The organism is Thermodesulfovibrio sp. TK500a, assembly GCF_055381765.1.
Genome location: NZ_AP041606.1, coordinates 603,786 through 627,766 on the forward strand (window position 1 = coordinate 603,786; position 23,981 = coordinate 627,766).

Sequence of the window (23,981 nt, forward strand, 5' to 3'; positions counted from 1 at the left end):
CCCTATGGGTTAAAAAATGCCTAATTTTTGACAGTCCGATTTAGAAAAATCAACAAAATTTAACCACTAAATTCTGGCACATCTCTTGCAACTAATTAAAGAAAATACTCAAGGAGGCACAAATGAATCCGAGAGCTGTTGTGTTTACTCTATTGAGAGATTTAAATAAATTCATAGTTCTTAACATCGTGTTTTTCCTATTAACGCTTTCAGGAATACTCTATCTCTTAGGCTACGACTACAAAGAAACAATGCTGATGATCACATTCTCTTTCATATTTGCTCTTTCTTTTAATTTTATATTAGCAAGAGTAATGAGGAGAAATGTTGAAAAAATTATTCAAAAATCTTTTGAAAAGGTAGAAAATCAGCTTTATTTTGATGAGTTAACTTCTGTATACAACAGAACTACAGGCATAAACAGGCTAAAAGAGGAAATTTCAAGAGCTCATAGAAGTGGGAGTCCTCTCTCAATTGCAATGGTCGATATTGACAACTTTAAGTCAATAAATGACACATATGGACACGTTATTGGTGACAGGGTCTTAAATCATGTGGCAGTTCAGATGAAAAACTTTTTAAGAAGCTGCGATGTCGTTTCTCGTTATGGCGGAGAGGAGTTTCTTGTGGTGCTTCCAGAAACCGATGAAATAAAAGCCTATATGGCTATGGAAAGAGTAAGGCGTGGTATTGCAAAAAAACCAGTCAGAGTTGGACAAGAGAAAATTTACATAACAGTAAGCATCGGCATCACAGAAGTGCAGTATAATGAAGATATAACAGAGTCAATAAATAGGGCTGATATGGCTCTTTATCAAGCTAAAAAATCAGGAAAAAACAGAATTGACATTCAAAACAGTTACTCCCAGAGCTTCAGGCTGTCATAAAAATGTCAACTCTATCTCGCCAGTATTCCTGCAGTTGAGCCTGCAGAGATGAAACTGCTTTCAAAGTAGGGTTTTCTTGCAGAAGTCTCTCTGCCTCTGTTCTTGCAATTTCGAGTATGTCCCTGTCTCTTAAAAAATCAGCAATTTTTAAATCTGGCATGCCAGACTGTTTTACTCCAAATATTTCACCAGGACCTCTTATCTTCATATCTTCTTCGGCAATTTTAAAACCGTCAGTATAATTAATCATTGCCCTTAGCCTCAGTTTTGCCTCTTCAGTTGTTTTGTAAGGAATTAGAATACACTTTGATGGCCTTTGTCCCCTTCCAACTCTCCCCCTCAGTTGATGAAGCTGAGCAAGTCCGAATCTTTCAGCATGCGTTATTATCATTAAAGTAGCATTTGGAACATCTACGCCAACTTCAATGACAGTAGTCGCAACCAAGATATCTATTTTGCCGTTACGGAAATCTCTCATTACCTCCTCTCTCTGTTTTGCCGGCATTTTCCCATGAAGTAGTCCGACCTTGAAAGAGGGAAAAATCCTTTGTAAAGCCTCATATCCCTGCGTAGCAGATTTTAAGTCCATAGTCTCAGATTCTTCTATGAGTGGATAGACTACATATACCTGCCCGCCAGAATTTATTTCATCTTCAATCATTCGGTATATTAGTTTTTTGTTTTCAGAATCTACTACTTTTGTTATTACAGGTTTTCTTCCAGGAGGAAGTTCGTCTAAGACGGAGTAGTCTAAGTCGCCGTATACTGTAAGAGCCATAGTTCTTGGTATGGGAGTAGCAGTCATTACAAGAGTGTCTGGAGATGTGCCTTTCTTCTTCAGCAAGGCTCTCTGTATGACTCCAAATCTGTGCTGTTCATCGATTACAACAAGCCCTAATTTTCTAAAAATTATCCCCTCTTGAATAAGAGCATGCGTTCCTATAACGATATCTGCAGCACCAGAGGCAATCAGATTCGCTCCTCTGTTGTATAGGGAAGTTAGGATTGTAACGTTTACGGGCAATCCTTTGAGCATGTTAGATATGTTAAAAAAGTGCTGCTCCGCTAAAATCTCTGTAGGTGCCATGAGAGCAGACTGATATCCGCATTCAACGGCTGTAAGCATTGCTGCGAGAGCTACAACAGTCTTTCCTGAACCTACATCTCCCTGCAGTAGTCTATTCATAGGAGTAGGTTTCCCCATATCCTCAACTATCTCATCGATAACCCTCTTCTGAGCAGAAGTGAGCTTGAAGGGAATTTGCGAGAGAAACTTCTGTAAAAGTTTACCTTCTGGTTTTAGAGATAACCCCTTCTCAGCAAGTCTGTTCCTTTTCAGAAGAAGAATTCCTAATTGCAAAAGAAACATCTCATTGAAAACAAGTCTACGGTGATATATAGATTTCCATTCATTTAGAAGCTTAATGTCAACATTTTCAGGAGGAGAATGGACATTGCTGATTGCTTCTCTGAGAGATGGCATCTCTAATTTTTTTATGATATTCTCTGGGACATAATCTTCTATGAAAGGCAATGCAAAATCTAAGGTATTTTCAATTATGGATTGAAGCTGTTTTTGAGAGACACCTTCCGTTAGACGATATACTGGAACAATCTTACAGTCCGTAGAGTTAGAATCGTCGTCTGTTAATTCATAGTGAGGATTTAAAATTTCAAGATATACTCCTCTGAAATCAAGTTGGGGCTTTCCAAAAATTCTGATACTTTGCTTCTCTTTAAAAATTTTCTTAAGATAACCTTGATTAAACCACTTGGCCTTTATAAAACCCGTTTTGTCTGAGACTACTATTTCAAGGATTGAAAGGTTCGGTTTCGGTTTGGTCTCATTTATCTGAACTATCTTTCCTTCAATAGATACGGGCTCGCCTGGCTGTATCTCAAAAATTTTCTTTCTGTTTCTTCTGTCTTCATATTGAAAAGGTAAATAATAGACCGCGTCTTTTACTGTTTTGATGCCTAACTTTTGAAGAAGAAGGGCTTTCTTAGGACCTACTCCTTTTATGTATTGAATGGGAAGGTCTAATCCCTTTGAGTTCATTAATCCTTTGCATTTTCTTCTTTCTGCAAGTTTTCTTTCAGTGTTTTATCAACTTCCTTTATCTTAATCTGTGCGTATTCGGATTCACTTAACACATCTATGCTCCACCCTGTAAGCCTTGAGGCAAGTCTGACATTCTGCCCTTTCTTTCCTATTGCCAGAGAGAGTTGTTCGTTTTCCACAACAACTACGGCAGTCCTTTCTGCCTCGTTTATTCCAACTTTTAAAACCGTCGCAGGAGTTAAAGCTTTAGCAATAAAGAGGCTCATGTCATTGCTGTAAGGAATTATGTCTATTCTCTCTCCCTTTAACTCTCTTACAACAGCCTGAACTCTCGTTCCTTTCATGCCAACACAAGCACCAACGGGGTCAACAGCAGAGTCTTTAGAAGTAACGGCTATTTTAGTTCGCTCACCGGGGTCTCTTGCAATGCCAATTATTTCTACAATACCGTCTTGAATTTCTGGCACTTCAATTGTGAAAAGCCCTTTTACAAAATTGGGATGTGTCCTTGAAAGTTTTATTATTGGCTCTCTCGATGTTTGTTTTACTTCTACGATATAGGCTTTAACTATATCTCCTCTCTTTAAATTGTCCTGGGGCAGAAGTTCTCTTTCTGGCAGTATTGCTTCTGCATTACCAACGAGAATGTAAAGATTACCCTTTTCCTTTCTTAAAACAGTTCCGCTTACAACAGTTCCGACTTTATCCTTAAATTCCTCGTAGATTACAGAACGTTCAATCTCTTTAATTTTCTGAAAAAGAACATGCTTTGCCGTCTGCACAGCAATTCTACCAAAATCCTGAATTGAGAGAGGAACTTCTACAGTGTCTCCAATGCCTTTGTCAACATATTTCTGTTTAACTTCATCTATTGAGATTTCCGTATAGGGATCGTTAACTTTTTCAACTACTTTCTTTAACTCAAATATATTTATGTCAAAACTCTGTGAGTCAATTTTTATCTTAATTGAAGATTTATTTCCGTATTTTTTTCTTATTGCCGAAATAAGAGCTGTCTCAAGGAGCTCTATCACTGCATCCTTTGAAATGCCCTTCTCTCTCATTATTTGTTCAACAAAAAATTTAAGTTCCTTGCCCATATCCCTATCCTAAAAAAATTTGTGCCTTTAAAATTTTTTCTATAGGTATAAATAACATTTCTCCTTTTTCTTTCCTCTTCTGTCCCTTTGTGGTCTGTTCGTCTATCTGTATTCTCACCCAATCGTCACCAACATCAACAATCTTACCTATAAAAAAAGTCTTGTCAGCAATTTTCTCTTTAGTTGTTATCTTTACTTGGCGACCCAAATTTCTAAGAAAATCCTTCTTCTCTCGTAAAGGTCTATCTATTCCTGGCGATGAAACTTCGAGAGTATAGGAGCTTTTTATCGGGTCTTCTACATCAAGAATTGCCTCAAGAGCTCTTGAGAAGTTCTCACAGTCCTTTATGGTTACTCCATTTTCCCTGTCAATAAAAACTCTAACCATTAAACCTTTTCCTCCTGGATACACTTCAACTTCAAAGAGCTCAACTCCTTCTTGCTCACTGACTTCCCTTGCATAATTCGTTATTAATTCCTTGAGTTCTCTAATGTTCATGGCTTTTCTCTGTTCAACTCAAAATAAAAGAGTGGGTTAACCCACTCTCATAAAATTTTAACACTTTTAGAAAATTTAAAGCAACACCAGGAATAAATCCCAGTGTTGCTTTCACACTGTATCCTGCCAGATTATTTTTTCTTATCAGCAGGCTTTTCAGGAGCTTTCTCAGGAGCCTTTGGTGCCTCAGGAGCTTTTGGTGCTTCAGGAGCCTTTGGAGCTTCAGGAGCTTTTGGTGCCTCAGCAGGTTTCTCAGGTGCTGGAGCTGGTGCTGGAGCTGGTGCTGGGGCTGGTGCCTCAGGCTTCTTTGGTTCCTCTGCCTTTTTGCATCCTAAAGCTAAGCTAAAGGATACCATAAGAATCAAAGAAAGAACTAATGCTAATATTTTCTTCATCTTATTTTGTCACCTCCTTTCGCCTTTAATTTTGCCGCCACAAACTGAAATCCCTTTGACTTTTATTTTTTACCATTGAACATGTTTTTTTGTCAACTATCAGTTTTTCCTTATTTTACAACTACTCTATGTCCTGTAAGGTTGATAATCAACACAACTAAGGCAATTATAACAAGGGCAAGAACAATTGCCAAGCCAGCATCGCCAGCAACTTTTATCTCATCTATCTTCAATGCAAGACTGTGAAGAGTCTGTTCATCAAGACTGTTAAGTCTGTCCATTATTTCTTTTTCTGAATATCCAAAATCTTTCAATCTCTGTGATACAATCTTCATCTCAAGAAACTTTTGCACCTTCTGCATGTCTTCGACCTTGCTGTTCAGAGACAATTCGGAAGGAATGAGCGCTGCTCCAGCAGACTGGACAAATCCAATGATAAAAATTGCTACACACAAATAGACGGCAAGAGCTTTTCTTAACATAGAGACCTCCTATTTTGTTTTTATTTTATTGATTTTTTCCAAAGTATCTTCATAAATTTTTAGTCTATCCTTATTGTCCTTCTCAAGTTCAATGGCTTTTTTTACTAAGCCTTCAGCCTCCTCGAGCCTCTCACCTTTAATACAATAAAGCCATGCCAGATTATTATATGCATCGGCAAGCTTATTGTCCTTTTTAATGGCCTTTTTATAATTTTCCTCAGCGTTATCATACTTACCCTCTTTTAAAAACAGATTACCAAGAAAGAGATATCCTCTTGCATCCGTCTTTGAAGCCTCTTTATACTGTTTTATCGCTTCCTCAAGAAGCCCTTTTTTCTCGTAACTAAGACCGAGTTGAAGATGTTCTTCTGGAGTTAAGGGGTCATTGAGAACAACTATTTGGGGCATACTACAGCCTAAAGTGCAAAGAAATGTAAAAATTAAAAAGAGCGAAAACAAGCCATATTTAACTTTTAAAAACATTGTGTAAATTATAACATAAAACTGTTAAAATTAGGTTATGCCCTACTATGATGTATCTATCCCCCTCAAACTCAAAATTCTCACTTACTACGACGAAAGAGATGAAGATTTGACAGGATATGCCGTAAAGGTTCCGTTAAAAAACAGACTATGTTATGGAATTGTTATAGAGAAAAGGAAAGAAAAGCCAGAAGAGGTTGAAAGTATTAAAAAAATAGAGAAAGTTTTAGGATGGATATATTCCAAAAATTTCATCGACTTTCTTCGTTGGATGAGTTTCTACTACATTTGTGAATTAGGAAGCATCGTAAGGCTTACTTTTTTTGATGAACTGATAGCTTTTCTCGAGGGTAAAACAGGCAAACCAAGAGGGTCAAAACATTCAAAAAATCGTCTCATCGAAAAAATAGCAGTTAATGAACAAACATTAGCTACAATTTTAGAGGCATTTAAAATAAGGGATTACAGAGCATTTCTCCTGCACACTCCAAATGTTTCTTATGAAAAAAGCTTATTCTTACACATAGCTGAGATGGTCAGTTTTATGGAAGGCCAAGTTTTATTCATTCTTCCAGAAATAAGAGAAGTTGAATCACTTTACCACTCAATAGTGGACAGAATTGGAGACAAGGCAGTCATGCTTCATAGTGAAATGAGAACATCTGAAAAGCTAAAATCTATTGAAAGATTGATGAAAGAAAACATAAAGGTAATAGTGGGAACAAGATTTGCTCTTTTTACTCCAACAAAAAATTTATCCCTAATTGCGCTTTCGCAAGAATCAAGCTGGCTTTACAAAGCAGAAGAAGCTCCCCGATATCATACGAGAGAATCTGCTATAATGAGAGGATTTATCGAGAAATGTCCCGTTGTTCTATGCGATACCATGCCTTCTGTAAGTTCCTTCTGGAATTCTACTAAGGGAAAATTTGAATATATCGATGATTTCAACAGATATCCTCATCCAGAGATATTAATTCTCAAACAACCTCTCAGCAGTATTTTTCATCCAGAGGCTCTTCTCAATCTAAAACTCAACAAAAAAGAAGGTGTAATAATCGTATCTCCCAGAACAGGATTTAGTCTTTTGAGATGTTCTGAATGTGGTGAGGTAATTAAGTGTCAGGGTTGTGGTGGTAGCATGCTTTTTCATAAGGAAAAAAACTTTACAGAGTGCAAGAGATGTAATTCAACAGAAAAAACTCCCGAATTTTGCCCTACTTGTGGGGGTGCAGAACTTCATTATGTTGGCACAGGAACGGAGAGACTTCTGGAAGAGCTTAAAAAAACAATCTCGGACAGTGATGTAATCTTGAAGGATTATTCTATAGATGACGAACAGATTGAAGGCATTTCAATTACAACTTCAGCAAAGCTAAAGAAGAGTAGTGTTCATATTTTTAAGACTGCTGTTTTTGTTGATTTTGATTTCTTTCTATCTCTACCAGATTACAGAGCATTAGAGAATGCCTTTTCAAAGGTTCTTTCATTGTGTCATCTTATAAGAAATGATGGAAATATAACAATTCAAACTCGAAATCCTGAAAATGAGTTTTTTCGATATCTAAAAAGTTATGATTTTAAAGGATTTTATCACTACGAATTGAAGCACCGTAGAGAAACCCTTTTCCCCCCTTTTGTCAGGCTAATTAAAATAGTATTAAAAACAAACAAAAAGAACACAACAGAAAAACTCGATGAGATAAAAAATTTAATTAAAGAAAAAACAAAAGCAGACCTAATAGGACCTTTAGGTAACAGAGATGAGAGTAAATTTTCCTATATTCTACGGTCTCAAAACAAAAAGGAACTCACAGAAGCTGTAAATAACTGCATTAAATGGTTGAGGAAAATGAGAGGGATTGAGATAGTTGTTGAAGTAGACCCTGCGAATTTAAAACAATAGAAAGAGTCTTGTTCTGTCTTTGCTGAATATATTTTTTGCCTTCTGTATATCCATCGCTATTTGCTGTTTCAGTTCTTCAGGAGAAGAAAATTTCTTTTCATCTCTAATTCTATCAATGAAATGAACCCTTATGGTTTTTTCAAGCAAATTCTCTCTAAAATCTAAAATATGAACCTCGTAGCTAAGCATTCTATTACCAAAAGTCGGATTTTTACCAATATTTGCAACACCTCTAAAAGTCGCAGAAAGGTGTGGTATGGTTACTTTTACAGCATAAACTCCCTCTTTAGGTATAATCTCCTGAACAGGTTCGATATTTGCCGTAGGATAACCTAAAATTGTTGACCCTCTGCCTGCTCCTTTAAATACAGTGCCGTCTATATGATATGCCCGTCCGAGAAATATATTTGCCTCTCTAATATTTCCATCGGCCAATGCATTTCTTACTGCGGTGCTACTTAATATCTTGCCTTTTCTCTTGTAAGCCTTGAGAACTTTTACTTTAAAGCCATACTTTAGGCCAAGCTTTTTTAACAGTAATCTGTCACCTTTTCTGTCTTTACCAAATCTGTAGTCATATCCTACAACAACCCATTTGGCATTGAATTTTTCTATAAGAATGTCTCTCACAAAACTCTCCGCCTCAATCTGAGCAAACTCGGTGGTAAAAGGTATTAGAACTGTTATATCGACCCCACACTTTTCAATTAGCTTCAGTTTGTCTTCTGTTGTTGTGATAACCCTCAGGGGATGTTCTTTGAAGAGAACCTTTATTGGATGGGGATGGAAAGTAATTACTACGCTTTTACTATTTGTCTGAGAGGCCTTTCTATTTATGTAATCAAAAATTTTTTGATGTCCTCTATGAACTCCGTCAAAATTTCCAATGGTTATTACTGTATTTTCTGCATCTAACTTTTCAATTCCTCTAATTACCTGCATACTTCCTCTCCATAGCTATTAGTTTCTGAAATATTGCTTCTACCTGCTGGGCAGTCTCCAAAATTGAACCAGAATTATCTATTATATAATCGGACTTTAATTTTTTCATCTCAATAGGAAATTGACATTTCAATCTTTTCTCCGCCTCCTGTCTTGAAAATCCTTTTTTTTCAAGACGCTGCAATGCGGTCTCCTCTGATGTAAACACAGTAATAACATAGTCAAATCTGTTTTGATATCCTCTCTCGAAGATTAATGGTGCTTCTATGACTACAATTATAGGCTCTCCTCTATGGGGTATGCTATCGACTATTTTGTCCACTTTTTCAAAAACTCGTGGATGAAGAATATTCTCAAGATAAATTCTCATCTGGGGATTTTCAAACACGATATTTGCAATCTTTTCTTTGTTTATTCTGCCATCTACAAAAACTTCCTCACCAAATAGTCTCCTTATTTCCTCCAAAACCTCCGGCTCTTCGAAAAGAGTTTGAACAATTTTGTCCGTATCTATAACAAAAGCTCCTAATTGTTTGAAAAGTTCTGCCACAGTGCTTTTTCCCATCCCTATATTGCCTGTAAGACCTACTTTAATCATTGTTTAAAAGCTCCTTTAATTCTTTTAGTTTTTTTAGTGCCTTCTGAGGACTAATTTTATCTATGTCAATTTTTGCAAGTTCCTCCTTTATCGGGTCTCCTTGAAAGAAAAGGTCAAGCTGCCTTGCCTTCGGAGAAAATATCTGAAATTCCTTTTTTTCCAACTTGAATAAAATCTCTTTAGCCCTCTCTAAGACTTCCACAGGAAGCCCTGCGAGACGGGCAACCTGAATTCCATAACTTTTATCAGCACCACCCTCTTGAATTTTTCTAAGAAAAATTATTTCTTCACCCCACTCCTTTACAACAACTGTAAAGTTTTTTACACATTCAAAATTAAAGGCTATGTCTGAAAGTTCGTGGTAATGGGTGGCAAACAAAGTTCTTGCCTTTATTTTTTCAGCTATATATTCAACTACAGCCCAAGCAATGCTTATTCCGTCAAAAGTGCTGGTGCCTCTGCCAACCTCATCGAGTATTATAAGGCTTTTATGGGTAGCATTATTTAAAATATTCGCTGTTTCAATCATTTCAACCATAAAGGTACTTTGCCCCTTTGATAGAAAATCTGAAGCTCCTATTCTTGTAAAAATTCTATCAACAATTCCTATTTTGGCAGACTTTGCAGGAACAAAAGAACCTATTTGAGCCATAAGAACAATAAGGGCATTTTGTCTCATATAAGTCGATTTTCCAGCCATATTAGGCCCAGTAAGGATGATTATCCTTTGATTGTCTGAGCCGATTATGAGGTCATTGGGAATAAATCTATCTTCAGAAAGCCTGCCTAATTGAATTAGCCTTTCAATCACAGGATGTCTTCCATCTTTTATTTCTATGAGTTCATCTTCATTTATCTCAGGCCGGACATAGCCATACTTGGAGGCAACTGATGAAAGAGAGAGAAAAAAGTCAATTTGAGCAATGGTCTCAGCAGTTTTTATTATCTTTTCAGTATATGGCGTTATAGAGTTTATCAAATCTTCAAATAGTTCCTGTTCAAGTATTTTCAGTTTTTCCTCAGCGTTTATTATTTTTAACTCAAGCTGTTTCAACTCTTCAGTAATAAATCTTTCTGCATTAGCAAGAGTTTGCTTTCTTATGTAATGAGACGGCACAAGGCTGAGATTAGGTTTTGTTACTTCTATGTAGTAGCCAAAAACCCTGTTATATCCGATTTTTAGAGAATTTATGCCTGTTTTTTTTCTCTCCTCCGCTTCCATACTAAGTATATACCTTTTGCTGTCTCCGCTGAGCTTTCTAAGTTCATCTATCGTTGGATTATACCCTTCCCTGAAAATTCCTCCTTCTGTAGTGGTAGTTGGTGGATTATCTGATAGGGCATTCTGTAATTTTTCTGTGAGTTCGGTGAAATCATGCAGGGATGCAGACAAATTATTCAATATCTCCGATTCGTTCATCAAAATTTCTTTTAATCGGGGGATTAACTTTAGACCTTTATGGAGAGAACTTAACTCTCTTGGATTTATTGTTTTAGCTCTGATTTTAAAAGCTATCCTCTCAATATCCGGAAAATCCTTTAAAATACTGGCAATACTCTCTCGCAAGATAAAATCTCTAAAGAAAACCTCAACGCCATCAAGCCTCTGTTGTATCTCTGAAACATTCAATAAGGGACAAGAAAGAGCATTTCTCAGAAAGCGAGTTCCCATAGCAGTATGAGTTTCATCTAAAACCCATAGAAGACTACCTTCTTTACTGCCATCTAAGGAGGAAAAAATCTCTAAATTCCTTTTTGTGGCGCTATCAATAAACATGAAATCACTAAGATTTAAAACTTTTAACTCTTTAAATTTCGTTGGCTGTTTGTTATCTTCAAGATATCTTAGAAGAGCTCCTGCAGCAGAAATGGCATTAGAAAACTCCTCTGCTCCAAAACCTTTCAGGGAGGCCACTCGGAAATGCTCAAGAAGAGTCTTATATGCACTTATATAATCAAACTTCCAGTCTTCAACGTATGTTCTCTTACATGAAATTGACTCGAATCTCATTCTGTCTTCAAAACTTGAGGGAAGTAAAACCTCACCAGGTTCAAATCTCTCCACTTCGTCGGCAATCTCTCTATTAGTCTCGTATATAAAAAATTGGCCTGTTGTCGTATCTGCCATAGCTATTCCTGTTGTGCCCTTTGAAGGATAAAGCGCCATAATATAAACATTTTCATTAACTCCCTCGGGCAGATATGTTCCGGGAGTAAAAACTTTAACCACTTCTCTTTCGACTATACCTTTTGAACTCTTAGGGTCTCCAGTCTGTTCGCATACTGCCACTTTATAGCCTTCTTTTATAAGTTTTTCTATATAAGAAGACGATGAAAAGTAGGGGATACCGCACATAGGAATCGGATTTTCTTTTGATTTATCCCTCGACGTCAGCGTTATTCCAAGTATCTTAGAGGCAATGACAGCGTCTTCGCCAAACATTTCATAAAAGTCTCCAAGTCTGAAGAAAACTATAGTATCCCTGTATTGCTCTTTAATCTTTAGATACTGTCTCATCAATGGAGTGAGTTCTTCCTGAGAGATTTCCACGAAGCTCATTTTTTTATTATAAATTAAAAACTACACTCTTTACTTGCAGAATTTATATGTTTTTTAGAGATTTACTTTAGAAATTGCAAAATTTCCCTTTCAGGAAGAGGTTTTGAGAAGAAATATCCCTGCACCATATCACATCCCATTGACTTAAGAGTTTCATATTGTTCTTTTAATTCCACACCCTCGGCAAGTGTTTTCTTGTCAAGTCTTTTTGCCAATTCCACTATTGTCTGAACAATGGCAAGGCTTTTATTGTCAATCAAAATGTCTTTAATAAATGCTCTGTCTATTTTAATGATGTCTACGGGCAAATCTCTCAAATAAAGCATAGATGAGTAGCCCGTGCCAAAATCATCCATGGCTATTTTAGGTGAATTTTCCATTGTTTTTATCTGCCTTAAAATCTCCATCGCATATTCAGGATTGTTTATAAAAACCCTCTCGGTTATCTCAATTGTCAGTCTGTCCCTGACTTCCTCGGGGATAGAACTGAGAATAGTTAGAAACATGGGATTTCCAAAAGTTTTACCCGATATGTTTAGGGAAATATTCACATTCCAACTCTTTATTTTTTCTGTAACCTCCTTGACTGCCCAGTTTTCAAAGGAGTTTAAATACTGACTGTTCTCTAAATAATCAATAAAAAGGCTGGGCATGTAAATTTTATCTCCTTCAATAATTCTCACAAGAGCCTCAAAACCAGCTACTTTTAAGTCTTGCGAATAAAAGTAAGGTTGATAGTAAAAACTGAAAAGTTCCTCTTCGGTAGCTTTTTTTATAAGATTAAAGACTTTCCACAGTTTCTCAGCCTCTTTTTCTATGTCATTATTAAAAAACTGAATTACTCCAGGACCTGATTTTTTAGCTTGTTGAAGAGTGATATCTGCTCTTTCATATAAAACTTTAAAATCCGAGCCATCCTTAGGAAAAATTGCTATGGAAGCATTAAAAAGTATATTTACTGCACTTTCTCCTACAGTAAAGACAGAGTTGTTTAATTCATAGAGCTTGGAATAGGTTTTGTATATGTCCTCAGAGGTCTCAGCCATAAGATAAATTCCGAAGCTATCTGCGGATATTCGTGCAATTATTTCAGTGGATGTAAAAGTTTTTTTAAGTCTTTCTGCAAATATTTTAAGTATTTGGTCTCCTGCCTGAATGCCGTAAATCTTGTTAACATAAGTCATATCATAAATATCTAACAAAACCAATAAGCCTATGAACCTCGTTTCATATAATTTCTGAGAAACATTAAGCAAAAAACCATTCATATTTAAAAGACCCGTAAGAGCATCATAATTCTGAAGGATTTGGATTCTCTCTGAAAGCATTAAATTTTCCGTAACATCCTTTGCTACGGCAACAAATCTCAAGAGGTCTCCTGGAAGTTTTACAGGAATTATTTTTAAGTCAACATGAAAAATCTCTCCATTCTTCTTTCTGTTAGGAGTTATGGCATTAAAAATTTTGCCTGAAAGTATTGTGCTCCACATCTCTTTGTAAAACTCAGGCGGATTTAAGCCGGATTTAAATATTCGTGGATTTTTTCCAATTAATTCGTCTTTCCTATATCCGCTTATTCTCTCAACAGCTTCATTAACATATACTATCTTTCCGCTTTCGTCTGTAACCAATATCCAAGTATCGGAGTTTTTAAGAGCTTCTGATATAATTGTATTCTGCCTGATTCTATCAACTCTCTCTAAAGCAAAGGATATGTCGTGTTGAATTTCTTTAAGAATAGGTAAAATTAATTCATTGAAAAATTGTGGGTAATCTGAATAAAGCTTGAGCAGGGATACAATCTTTCCGAATTTAAAAAGTGGAATAGTACATGAAGACATGAAACCTCTGCTTATCAGTTCTGAGGCGCATTTCTGCTTCTGTAGATATAACCTTGAATCTGAATTTATCGAGATTTCTCCTTTAAACAAAGCATCAGATGTAAGAGTTTCTCCTTCTGGAATTCGATAATCGAAAACATCAAAAATACCTCTATCCTCTCCATATCTGAAGATAGGAATAATTTCACTTTTTGCATCATTAATCTCTCCCACCCATGCCAATTTCAAATTCAGCTTTTCTACAAGGGCTACACAAATCTTATGGTATATCTCCTCTTCTGTTAATGACTCGGTAATTATTCGGTTTATCTGCATTAGCATTTCTTTAAATCTTTCTGAGTATTTTTTTGAACTCATGTCATAGAAAACTATAAATCCGCAGTATAGCCCTCTGAAAAGAATGGTGTTAGTCAAACACTCTACAAAAACCACCGAACCATCTTTTCTCTGAAAACGAATGTCGTATATCTGAGAGAATTTTTCTCCTTTAAGCCTTCTCTTAATATTATTTACAACCATTTGTCTGTCTTCAGGATAGACAACATCTTGGCTACTCATTCTCTTTAGCTCTTCCTCCGAGTAGCCGAGAATATTTCTTGTATACTCGTTGGTGAAAATAATTCGCTCATGATAGATTATGATTCCAATATTTGGAGAGGTAATCAGAGCTTCTGAAATATCGTGATATGCCCAGTCTCTAAGTAGGTCTTCAAGCTGACGGTAGAGAGCCTTCATGTTTTCAATCTCTTCAGAGGAGACATGTCGAAAATCTTCTATCGACAACAGAAGCTCTTTGTATTGTTCTAAAGATGGATGTATCGTAACGAAATGAGAAAGGGGAAAGCAGAAATCTCCAGAATAATTTACCGAATAATCATGAGCCGAAAATTCATCTGGTGAGGTATAAATAAAGCCGATATCAGCCTTTCCTTTTATTACAAGCTCTGTTATTTCATCAAAATTTCTTGCAAATGTGAGTTTGAATTTTCTGTATTCCTTCTTGTGAAGCAACAGTGGCAAGAAAAAATATCTCTGATTTACCATGGCAACTCTTATAACTTCACTTTCGGAGGTGTAATCTTTAGAGGTAATACTGCAAATGCTTCCTTCTTCGTCTCTTAGCTTACCTAAAAGCAAAAATCCTCTATCTAAAAGCTCAAGAGTAGTATCTGGATTTGAGTAAAAGATATGATATTTTTTGATTAGTTCTTCTGTTATAGAGAAATCGGCAAGTATCTCAATCTCGACCTTCTTTTGCAGAACTTCAGCTATGAGACCAGCTAAATACTTCCATTTTTCAAGCTCCTTTGTCTTTATGTGGGGACAAAGGGCTAATCTTATTGTTTCTTCGGACATATTAGAATTTTGTCAACTTAGAAATTTCGTCATTAACCTTTATAACTGTAGAGAAAACTTTATATGTTTCGTTTAGCATGGAAGCTGTATTAGTAATTCTTTTTGATACATCTGTTAATACCTGGCTTTGCTCCTCAATAGCTGTAGATAGAGTGCTTACAGCGTCTCCAACAGTGTCAGACATTGCCTTTGTCTTTTCAAAGGATTGTCTTATATTTTTCATCTCATCCTCTATACTTGAAAATAACTCTCTTATTTTTTCAACCTCTCCTACGGCATAGGTCACTCGGTCTCTAAGATTGCCGAGAATCTTGCCTATATCCTTTGTAAGAGCCTCTGTTTTCTGAGATAGCTTTCTAATCTCATCGGCCACAACTGCAAATCCTCTTCCTGCCTCACCTACCCTGGCAGCTTCAATGGATGCGTTGAGAGCAAGCAGATTTGTCTGGTCTGCCACATCAGATATGGCTGTCACCACATGGCCGATGTTCTCTGTAGCATGACCAAGGTCTCTTATGTTGTTTACAACCTCAATAATCTTGGCATTCTGAAGCTCTATGTCTCTAACTCTTTTCTCCAGTTCCTCATCCATTGCTTCATTCTGATTGACCATAGTCCTTACTTCTTCATTAATTGATGCAACACTCTTAGACATATCTCTTATTGTTACGTCAATCTCTTCCATGGCAGTGGCAATTGAAGAAACCTCGTCTTTGATTCTCGTGAAATTTGAATCAATAAGCCCCATTGTATTTGATATGGTAGAGCCTACAATATTGGATTTTATTATCCCTGAAGAGAGAGTTTTAATTAGAGAGAGATTTGTATCAACATACTTCTTGTTATCAGTATTAAGCTTTTTCTTTTTGAAAAACATATGTTCCTCCTATCGATAAAATTCATCGGCAATATCAACGCCACACCTCAATCCACTCAGCCAGTTAAAGAATTTTTGAATGTGGTCTTTTTTGTAAATTATAGCACCGTGCTGCGGAGCAACTATATTTATATCAAGCTTTGATACTTTTTCAAGATATTTCTTTACAACACTGTTTGAAGCAAGGTATCTACGGTGAAAACCCTCCATTAACTTCAGGTGACTTTCAAAATCTTCAACGTAAGTATATCTCTGGCCTTTAGGGAAAATGGCTGCACCTAAGTCTCCTGTAAACAGAGTTTTAGAACGAGGGTCGTAGACGTGAAAGTTTGCAACGGAGTGAAGAAAATGGGCAGGAATTATTTCCAGATAGTCACCGCCGGGAAGGCTTATTTTTCCCCCTCCCTCTTCTATGGGCACTATTTTGCTCATATCAAATATTCCGTAGTGAGGTAAAAATCTCACCCACCACTTTGATATGTATACCTTTGCACTGGTAACGCTTAACCAAAGGGCAACACCTGAAGATACATCGGGGTCTTGATGGGAAAAAAATAGATGCTGTATTCTATCAAGCTCTACGTATCTTGACACATTTGCCACAACTCTTGGAAAAACATGGACACCTCCAGGGTCGAGAATAACTCCTACTCCACTGTTTTCAATCAAATACTGATTTACCTGAACAAGCCCTTCCTCTTCATGTTCTTCCCATCCGAGCCATATGAATTTATGTTTTCCATCGTCATAGAGAGTGTCTCCCCTTACAATATCAACTTCTTTACCTAAAGATGGCATAAGTTCCTCCTGTTGATTAAGAATGGATATTACGTAAATTTTAAAATAATGCAGGGAAAACTGTAAAGCAAATTAATTTTTTAGGAATGTTTGGCCGTTGATTGTAATGTTTAATAAAAAGACAGAGGAGAGTTGTCACTTATAACAACTCCCCTATTTTCTATAACAGTTCTTATATGCTTTGGAAGAGAAAACATGGATTTATGGCTCTCTAAGTCATAAAATCTGAGTTTTCTCTCTATGAAACTCAATTTTTCATTTAATGCTTCCTCAGCCTTGCCTGGGTCTTTTCTCTTCGAAGCGATGGTAAAGCCCCATGGAGAGAAGAAGGATGGAATATAGGCGATGTATGGTTTTACATAGGGAAAAACTTCTCTCAAGGTTCTTATGATGGATGAAAAAACCTTTAAATTTATCAACGAAGCAGATGCAGACTGGGTTACCATCATTCCGTTTTCCTTCAGACATTCCTTTACTTTCTCGTAAAATTCCTTTGTATACAGTAAAAAAGCTGGCCCTTCATCTTCAGGTTCAGGTAAATCTATTATGACTACATCGAAGTATCTACTTGTTTTTTCAATGTATGCCCTTGCATCATCTATGATTAACTTAACCCTCGGATCTTCAAATGCTTTCATGCTCCACTCTGGCAGATATTCTTTTGATATCCTTATAACAGTTTCATCAAGGTCAACCATTACCACCTCTTCTACGGGATGCTTCAGCACTTCTCTTAAAGTAGCACCTTCTCCACCACCAGCTATCAAAACTCTCTTTGCCGAATCACTAAGAAGCATTACAGGATGAACAAGTGCTTCGTGATAAATAAATTCATCGGCCTCTGCAGATTGCATCCTTCCATCGAGAAAGAGGCATTTGCCAAAGTTTCCTGCCTGAATAATCTCAATTCTCTGATAAGGAGACTTTCCTGAATAGATTATCCCCTTCAGAGAATGGCAGAGTATTTCATCTTCTGATGTCTGCTCAATATACCATCTGGAGTTCTTCATGGCATATCTTATGAGGCAACTTTTCATTATTATGAGATATTATTCCTCTTTTCATTTCTACAATAGAAGGACTTTTGCACTCAAAGGCTTCGATTATGTATTGGGCTGCAATTTCAGGTTTGATAGTATCTCCGCATGTAAAAACATCAACAGCAGCAAAACCATACTCTGGCCATGTGTGAATAGTAAGATGCGATTCAGCGATAACAACAACACCACTGATACCAAAGGGGCTAAATTCATGGAAATTGATGTTAATTATTGTGGCGTTTGCTTTTTTTGCTGCATCAACCAGAATGGTTTGAACACTGTCAAGATCCTTGAGGATCTCGGGGTTGCAGTTTTTTAATTCAATTAAAAGATGGGTCCCTAAAGCATACAATTTTCGCCCTCCTCCCACAGAGATGAAAACAGAGACAAAGTCCCTGCAAACTTTATATATTAATGGATAATATTTTTTTTTGTCAATTTTTTTGTTGCTCGGTGTGGTTATGCTAATAAAATCTTATGGCAATATGCGCAATGCTCAATTATGGAGGTATCCCTTTGAAAATCTTAAAGGCTGTCGCACCACTTTCTTGCATTCTGAAAGAGTTTAAGCCACGGAGAAACTTTTAATTTCTCCCAACCATCAGGCATCCATTGCCACTGCCACAACATGAAAGACCTCTCTGGATGAGGCATCATTGCAAGATGTCTACCATCTTCTGTGCATAAAGCAGTAATACCTAATGGAGAACCATTAGGATTAAAAGGATAAAGCTCTGTCTCATTTCCATCATCGTCAACATAACGAAGAGGTGCAAGATTCTTTTTTAGAACATAATCAAAAATCTCTCTGTCTGGGAAATATGCTCTTCCCTCTCCGTGCGCTATCCAAATACCTAACTGGGAGCCCTCCATTCCTCTTAGCATGATAGACGGCGAAGGTAGTATTTTTACAGTAGCCCAGCGTGATTCAAATCTACCTGACTTATTCCATATAAAGCGAGGCTGCTTTGTATCCTCTATGCCATACCATGGAACCCATCCGATTAAGGCCATCAGTTGACAGCCATTACAAACTCCTAAACTGAAAGTATCTGTTCTCGTATAAAACTTTTCGAATTCACTCTTTAGATGAGAAAATTTAATACAACCCGCCCAACCCTTCGCTGAATCAAGAACATCGGCAAAACTAAAGCCTCCAACAAAAGCAATTCCCTTAAAATCCTCAAGAGTTATCTTTCGGTCAATCAAATCCTGCATACACACATCCCAAGGCTCAAAGCCTGCCAAGTAAAAGGCTGCGGCCATCTCTCTATCTCCGTTACTGCCTTCTTCGCGAATAATTGCAACCTTTGGTTTTACTTTCCTCCGTAGGACAATAGATGGGGTTCTCTCAGGGATAAAATTTAATTTATAAGTTGGAGACTTTCTATGATAGATTACCCTCTTTTCTTCGTCAACACACTCTGGATTTGCTTGAAGCCTGTCAATTCGATAACTTGTCTCTTCCCATAGGTCTCGCAGCTCTCTCATGGAATAATTAAAAATTATCTCTCCCTCATGCTCTATAGTTACAATATCTTCTTGACAGGTCTCAGCAATTTTGCTGTATGGAATACGGCTTTGCTTAAGTAAATCTTTAACTATCTTAAATTTACTATTAGATACTTCAATGAGTAGACCTGGTTCTTCACTAAAAAGCTCTTCTATTATTCCTGATTGAGAGCAATTTAGTTTAATTTTAATTCCTGAAGAACCTGAAAAAGCCATCTCAAGAAGGGCTGTTATTAGACCTCCATCGGATATGTCATGACCGGCAAGTATCAGTTTTCTATCAATGAGTAACTGGACTAAACTGAAGGTTTTTTTAAGCAATACAGGGTCTTCAAGGTCAGGGCAATCATTGCCAAGCTGTCCAAAGCATTGAGCAAGGGCTGTTCCCCCTAATCTTCTCTTCCCTTTTGACAAATCTATGTGTATTATTAAACTCTTACCGCTTGCCTTGATATTAGGTGTTATTATTTTATTTATGTCAGGACATGGTGCATAAGCTGATATTACAAGCGTGCCTGGAGACTTAACAATCTCAATTCCCTCAGGAGTTTTCACCTTAGCTGCCATTGATAGAGAGTCCTTTCCTCCATCAATGGCTATTCCAAGTTTTATCATTAGCTCAGCCATTGCTTCTGCTGCTCTGTAGAGCCTCACACCTTCTCCAGAAAGCTTTGCTGCCCACATCCAGTTGGCTGAGCATTTTATGTCTTCCAAGGCAGTTATTCTTGCCCATACTATATTTGTCAAGGCCTCAGTTACGGAAAGCCTTGCCATTGCCTCTGGATTTATCAATCCCTTTATTGGTTGCTCACCTATGGCATGGGCTATGCCTGTTTTGTCAAAGTAGCTCTGAGCAACAACGCATACATCTGAGACGGTAAGCCCCACAGGGCCTGCACACTGCTGCCTTACAATTAAACCTGTGACTGAGCGGTCAACTTTGTTTGTAAGGAATCTCTTTGAGCCAACAGATAAAAGTCTTAATACCCTGTTTAAAGCCTCTTTTATGGTTATGTTTTCCGGTAGTCTTAAAGGGCTGAGTTTTCTCTCTAATGTTTCAAGCCTGAATTCCTTTTTTGGTATCTCACCGAGAACATCTTTAAGATTAAAATCTACGGCAGTCAATCCTTCTTTGCTATCAAAAACTATCAGCCTGCCATCTCCTGTAACCTCTCCAATAACTGACCACGGAAGACGCTCTCTTTCGCAAAGAAGTTTAAACGCTTCAAGACTATCTTTTTTTATCAAAAGAGCATCATTTTCTTGATATTCGGCACCCCATATTTCAAGTACTGAAAGGCTTTCATCGCCGACTATTACTTTTCTAATATCTATTTTTGCACCTTCTGGATAGACAAGTTCTTTCACCACATTACAGTTGCCACCTGCACCTTGGTCATGAATGCTGACAATAGGATTTTTGTCTCCCAGCTCCACACATGCTCTAACAACTCTGTTGAGTTTGTTCTCCATCTCCGCATCACCCCGTTGAACCGCATTGAAATCAAGCTCTTCACTGAGCTCTCCCGATACAACTGATGATGCTGCTCCACCACCCATTCCGATTCTGTATGCAGGTCCGCCTATCTTTACAACAAACATACCCTTCTGAGGAGAGTCTTTCTCTGTATGCCTTGAGTCTATCTGTCCGATTCCACCTGTAAACATTATTGGCTTTACCCACTCTACTCTCTCTCCATCTTTCAATCGCATGCCAAAAGAACGTGTAAAACCTGCAATGAGAGGTTCACCAAATTTATTTCCGTAGTCAGAAGCACCATTGCTCGCTTCTATTTCTATCTGAAGAGGATTAGCAAGATTGGTAGGATATTTAAATGAGCTATCCTCCCATGGAAGTTCATAATTAGGAATATAGAGGTTTCCCACACAATAGGCTGCTGTGCCTGCGATGGTTAATGCACCCTTACCAGTTGCGTGGACATCGCGAATTCTACCTCCTGTGCCTGTTTCTGCACCAGGAAAGGGCGCAACACCTGTAGGGAAATTGTGTGTTTCTGCTGTAAAAATAAGATGATTAAGCTGCTTTCTTAGCTCAAACTTACTTGGGTATCCTGGTTTGGAGGGTTTCAAATATCTAACTTTCGCTCCGTAAATCGCACTGGAGTTATCTTTGAAAGCAATAACAGAATTGCCAGGATTTCTTCTCAATGGTTCCTTTACAATATCAAATAGGGTTTTCTTAAGAGGCTTTCCATCTACTATTAGAGTTCCTCTAAAAAACCAATGTCTTGAATGTTCGCTGTTAGACTGGGCAAGGTCAAAACATTCAACATCCGTTGGATTTCGCTTTAATTTATCTCTAAAAAGTTTTAGATAAAACTCTATGTCCCAGTCATCCCAACCAAGACCAAGTTCATTATTTATTTTCTCAAGAGCTGTCCTTCCCTCTTCAATGACAGGCACTTCTTTTACAGCTCTTGGAACTATGCCGTGGGAGAAGTCCTCTAAAGGCTTTTCGTAAAGGCACTCGGTCATTCTATCATGAATCATGTCAAGAAAGGTTTTTACGGGAAAATTATCAATCTTAGGAACAATCCTGTATCTACGAGAACGTTCTATTCGCTGAATTTTGTTTATTCCAATACTTTGAAATATTGAAACCGCACAGGTAGACCAAGCAGTTGAGAAATTAAGGCGCGGTCCAACTTCAAAAAGCATACAATCATCTTTTAAAAGAAAGCTTTGGGAGGAAAAATTATCTGGTTCAAAAGTTTCAGACAGAAGCCACTTTAAGACTTGTTCTTCTTTACTGTCAAGTTTAGAACTTACAAGTAGATTAAAACAAATCTCCGTTTCAATATCCCTAACTTCTGTAGTAATTTCTCTCTTGATTTTATCTAAAAGTTGTTGCCTTTTGTATTCTGATAGAGCGCCTTTTCTGTAAAATCTTATTATCACTCTCTTTTTTCCTTTATGATTAGCTTACTTTCAGCTTCGGCAATAAGACTTCCCTTTGAATCTTTTATTGTAGCCTTAGCTTCAATCAGTTTTGATTTTAAAAGATTTGCATGAGCTTCTACAAGAATTTTTTCGTTAGGACTTAAAGGTTTTCTAAACCTAATCTTAAGTTCCGCTGTAACTGTACTGTACCCTAAAGAATTACCTGCATAAACACAGGCTTCATCAAGAAGGGCTGATATGATGCCTCCATGAATAATACCGCTCCAACCCTGATATTCTTTTGAAAGCGTTAACTCTGCAGAGGCTCTGCCCTTATCATGTTTAAAATTTGCTTTAAGTCCGACAGGATTAAGTTTTCCACAGACAAAACAGTAATCCTCAGTTTTCATCATTTGTTCATAAGTTCGAGAAACTCTTTGTTCGTCTTTGTTCCTTTTAACTTACTCAGTAGAAACTCCATCGCCTCTATAGGACTAAGAGTGCTCAAAACTTTTCTAAGAATCCATACTTTATTTAGAACATCGGGAGGCAGGAGTAGCTCTTCTTTTCTCGTGCCTGAAGCACCTATGTCAATGCTTGGGAATATTCTCTTGTCAGCAAGCTTTCTGTCCAGATGAACTTCCATATTACCAGTTCCCTTGAACTCTTCAAAAATAACATCATCCATTCTACTGCCTGTTTCAACAAGGGCAGTGGCTATTACTGTAATAGAACCTCCCTCCTCTATGTTTCTGGCTGTGCCAAAAAATCTCTTCGGCCGCTGTAAAGCCGTTGCTTCAAGTCCACCGGATAGAACCTTTCCAGAGGCTGGAGTAATAGCGTTGTATGCTCTTGCAAGCCTTGTAAGGCTGTCAAGAAGAATAACAACATCTATACCTTCCTCAACAAGTCTCTTAGCTCTCTCAATCACCATTTCTGATACCTGGCAGTGCCTCTGAGCAGGCTCGTCAAAGGTCGAACTTATTATTTCAGCTCCCGTTACCTGCCTTTTCCAGTCTGTTACTTCTTCTGGTCTTTCGTCAATGAGAAGAATCATTAAGTATATCTCGGGATGATTTTTCTTTATTGCCTTTGCAATAGATTGAAGTAACATAGTCTTACCAGTTCTTGGAGCAGCAACGATAAGTCCACGCTGTCCTTTTCCCACGGGAGTTAGTAAATCCATGACTCTCGTGGAAAAATCAGAGGGAGAATACTCGAGTTTAATCCTTTCTGTAGGATAATAAGGAGTTAAATTATCAAAAAGAGGTCTCGTAATAGTCTCTTCAACATCTTTACCGTTGATAGTCTCTACCTTAAGTAAAGCAAAATATCTCTCATTTTCCTTTGGCGGTCTGATTTGACCAGTAATTAAATCTCCTGTTCTAAGTCCAAACTTTCTTATCTGAGAAGGAGATACATAGATATCGTCCGGACTTGGCAGATAACTGTAGTCTGGGCTTCTCAGAAAACCAAAGCCTTCAGGAAGAATTTCTAATACACCCGAACCATAGACAGTTCCTATTTTTTCAATCTGGCTCTGGAGAATAGCGAAGATTAAATCCTGTTTTTTCAAAGAAGTGGCATTCTCGATATTGAGTTCATTTGCCATTTCAAGGAGGTCAGGAATTTTCTTCTGCTTGAGTTCAGAAATAGAAATCGGAATGCTGTTGTTTTCCATTTACTTTTACCTCAAAATTGGATTTTTAGCAGGAAAATTATCACTTTTTAAATAGAGACTT

The 23,981-nt window shown here is 37.3% G+C and carries 19 protein-coding genes; 2 read left to right on the plus strand and 17 right to left on the minus strand.

Annotation, left to right across the window (positions count from 1 at the left end):
* The first annotated feature begins 122 nt into the window (after window positions 1–122).
* A complete protein-coding gene (locus ACZ430_RS03170) occupies window positions 123–887 on the plus strand; it encodes a GGDEF domain-containing protein (RefSeq protein ID WP_297212946.1) in 765 nt (254 codons plus the stop codon).
* Here ACZ430_RS03170 and recG read toward each other — a convergent pair.
* The 6 genes from recG to ACZ430_RS03200 all read right to left on the minus strand — a co-directional run bounded on the left by recG (window position 874) and on the right by ACZ430_RS03200 (window position 5,833).
* Entirely contained in the window at window positions 874–2,946 is a 2,073-nt protein-coding gene (gene recG, locus ACZ430_RS03175; protein ID WP_297212948.1) for an ATP-dependent DNA helicase RecG, read from the minus strand. The two genes, ACZ430_RS03170 and recG, sit on opposite strands and share 14 nt — an antisense overlap.
* A complete protein-coding gene (nusA, locus tag ACZ430_RS03180) occupies window positions 2,946–4,049 on the minus strand; it encodes a transcription termination factor NusA (protein ID WP_297212950.1) in 1,104 nt (367 codons plus the stop codon). Before nusA ends, recG begins: the two co-directional genes overlap by 1 nt.
* Before the next feature lie 4 nt (window positions 4,050–4,053).
* On the minus strand, window positions 4,054–4,548 hold the full coding sequence (locus tag ACZ430_RS03185) for a ribosome maturation factor RimP (RefSeq protein ID WP_297212951.1): 495 nt from the start codon (window positions 4,546–4,548) through the stop codon (window positions 4,054–4,056).
* Window positions 4,549–4,679: 131 nt separating this feature from the next.
* Complete coding sequence (locus ACZ430_RS03190; protein WP_297212953.1) at window positions 4,680–4,943, minus strand: hypothetical protein; 264 nt, start codon at window positions 4,941–4,943, stop codon at window positions 4,680–4,682.
* A gap of 110 nt (window positions 4,944–5,053) precedes the next feature.
* On the minus strand, window positions 5,054–5,425 hold the full coding sequence (locus tag ACZ430_RS03195) for a PA2779 family protein (RefSeq protein ID WP_297212955.1): 372 nt from the start codon (window positions 5,423–5,425) through the stop codon (window positions 5,054–5,056).
* A 9-nt stretch (window positions 5,426–5,434) separates the two neighbouring features.
* Window positions 5,435–5,833: a tetratricopeptide repeat protein gene (locus ACZ430_RS03200; protein WP_297212957.1), complete on the minus strand. Its 399-nt coding sequence runs from the start codon at window positions 5,831–5,833 to the stop codon at window positions 5,435–5,437.
* A 112-nt stretch (window positions 5,834–5,945) separates the two neighbouring features.
* Here ACZ430_RS03200 and priA point away from each other — a divergent pair, with 112 nt between their 5' ends.
* Window positions 5,946–7,814: a replication restart helicase PriA gene (gene priA, locus ACZ430_RS03205; RefSeq protein ID WP_297212959.1), complete on the plus strand. Its 1,869-nt coding sequence runs from the start codon at window positions 5,946–5,948 to the stop codon at window positions 7,812–7,814.
* Here the strand turns inward: priA and ACZ430_RS03210 are convergent.
* The 11 genes from ACZ430_RS03210 to rho form a co-directional block, all read right to left on the minus strand.
* On the minus strand, window positions 7,803–8,756 hold the full coding sequence (locus ACZ430_RS03210) for a bifunctional riboflavin kinase/FAD synthetase (protein WP_464910689.1): 954 nt from the start codon (window positions 8,754–8,756) through the stop codon (window positions 7,803–7,805). The genes priA and ACZ430_RS03210 overlap by 12 nt on opposite strands.
* Window positions 8,743–9,354, minus strand: coding sequence for a dephospho-CoA kinase (coaE, locus tag ACZ430_RS03215; RefSeq protein ID WP_297212963.1), 612 nt, complete (start codon window positions 9,352–9,354; stop codon window positions 8,743–8,745). The genes ACZ430_RS03210 and coaE overlap by 14 nt, the downstream gene beginning before the upstream one ends.
* Window positions 9,347–11,914 carry a DNA mismatch repair protein MutS gene (gene mutS, locus ACZ430_RS03220; protein WP_297212965.1) on the minus strand — a complete coding sequence of 856 codons (2,568 nt, stop codon included), beginning with the start codon at window positions 11,912–11,914 and terminating at the stop codon, window positions 9,347–9,349. The genes coaE and mutS overlap by 8 nt, the downstream gene beginning before the upstream one ends.
* Window positions 11,915–11,976: 62 nt before the next feature.
* A complete protein-coding gene (locus ACZ430_RS03225; protein WP_297212967.1) occupies window positions 11,977–15,111 on the minus strand; it encodes an EAL domain-containing protein in 3,135 nt (1,044 codons plus the stop codon).
* Between the two features lies 1 nt (window position 15,112).
* Window positions 15,113–15,988: a methyl-accepting chemotaxis protein gene (locus ACZ430_RS03230; protein ID WP_297212969.1), complete on the minus strand. Its 876-nt coding sequence runs from the start codon at window positions 15,986–15,988 to the stop codon at window positions 15,113–15,115.
* Window positions 15,989–15,997: 9 nt separating this feature from the next.
* Window positions 15,998–16,786: an oxygen-binding di-iron domain-containing protein gene (locus tag ACZ430_RS03235; protein ID WP_297212971.1), complete on the minus strand. Its 789-nt coding sequence runs from the start codon at window positions 16,784–16,786 to the stop codon at window positions 15,998–16,000.
* A 110-nt stretch (window positions 16,787–16,896) separates the two neighbouring features.
* A complete protein-coding gene (speE, locus tag ACZ430_RS03240) occupies window positions 16,897–17,796 on the minus strand; it encodes a polyamine aminopropyltransferase (protein WP_297212973.1) in 900 nt (299 codons plus the stop codon).
* On the minus strand, window positions 17,771–18,178 hold the full coding sequence (gene speD / locus ACZ430_RS03245) for an adenosylmethionine decarboxylase (protein ID WP_297212975.1): 408 nt from the start codon (window positions 18,176–18,178) through the stop codon (window positions 17,771–17,773). The genes speE and speD overlap by 26 nt, the downstream gene beginning before the upstream one ends.
* A 173-nt stretch (window positions 18,179–18,351) precedes the next feature.
* Window positions 18,352–22,257, minus strand: coding sequence for a phosphoribosylformylglycinamidine synthase (gene purL, locus ACZ430_RS03250; RefSeq protein WP_297212977.1), 3,906 nt, complete (start codon window positions 22,255–22,257; stop codon window positions 18,352–18,354).
* Window positions 22,254–22,652: a PaaI family thioesterase gene (locus ACZ430_RS03255; protein ID WP_464910690.1), complete on the minus strand. Its 399-nt coding sequence runs from the start codon at window positions 22,650–22,652 to the stop codon at window positions 22,254–22,256. Before ACZ430_RS03255 ends, purL begins: the two co-directional genes overlap by 4 nt.
* On the minus strand, window positions 22,649–23,899 hold the full coding sequence (rho, locus tag ACZ430_RS03260) for a transcription termination factor Rho (RefSeq protein WP_297213068.1): 1,251 nt from the start codon (window positions 23,897–23,899) through the stop codon (window positions 22,649–22,651). The genes ACZ430_RS03255 and rho overlap by 4 nt, the downstream gene beginning before the upstream one ends.
* Between the last annotated feature and the right edge of the window lie 82 nt (window positions 23,900–23,981).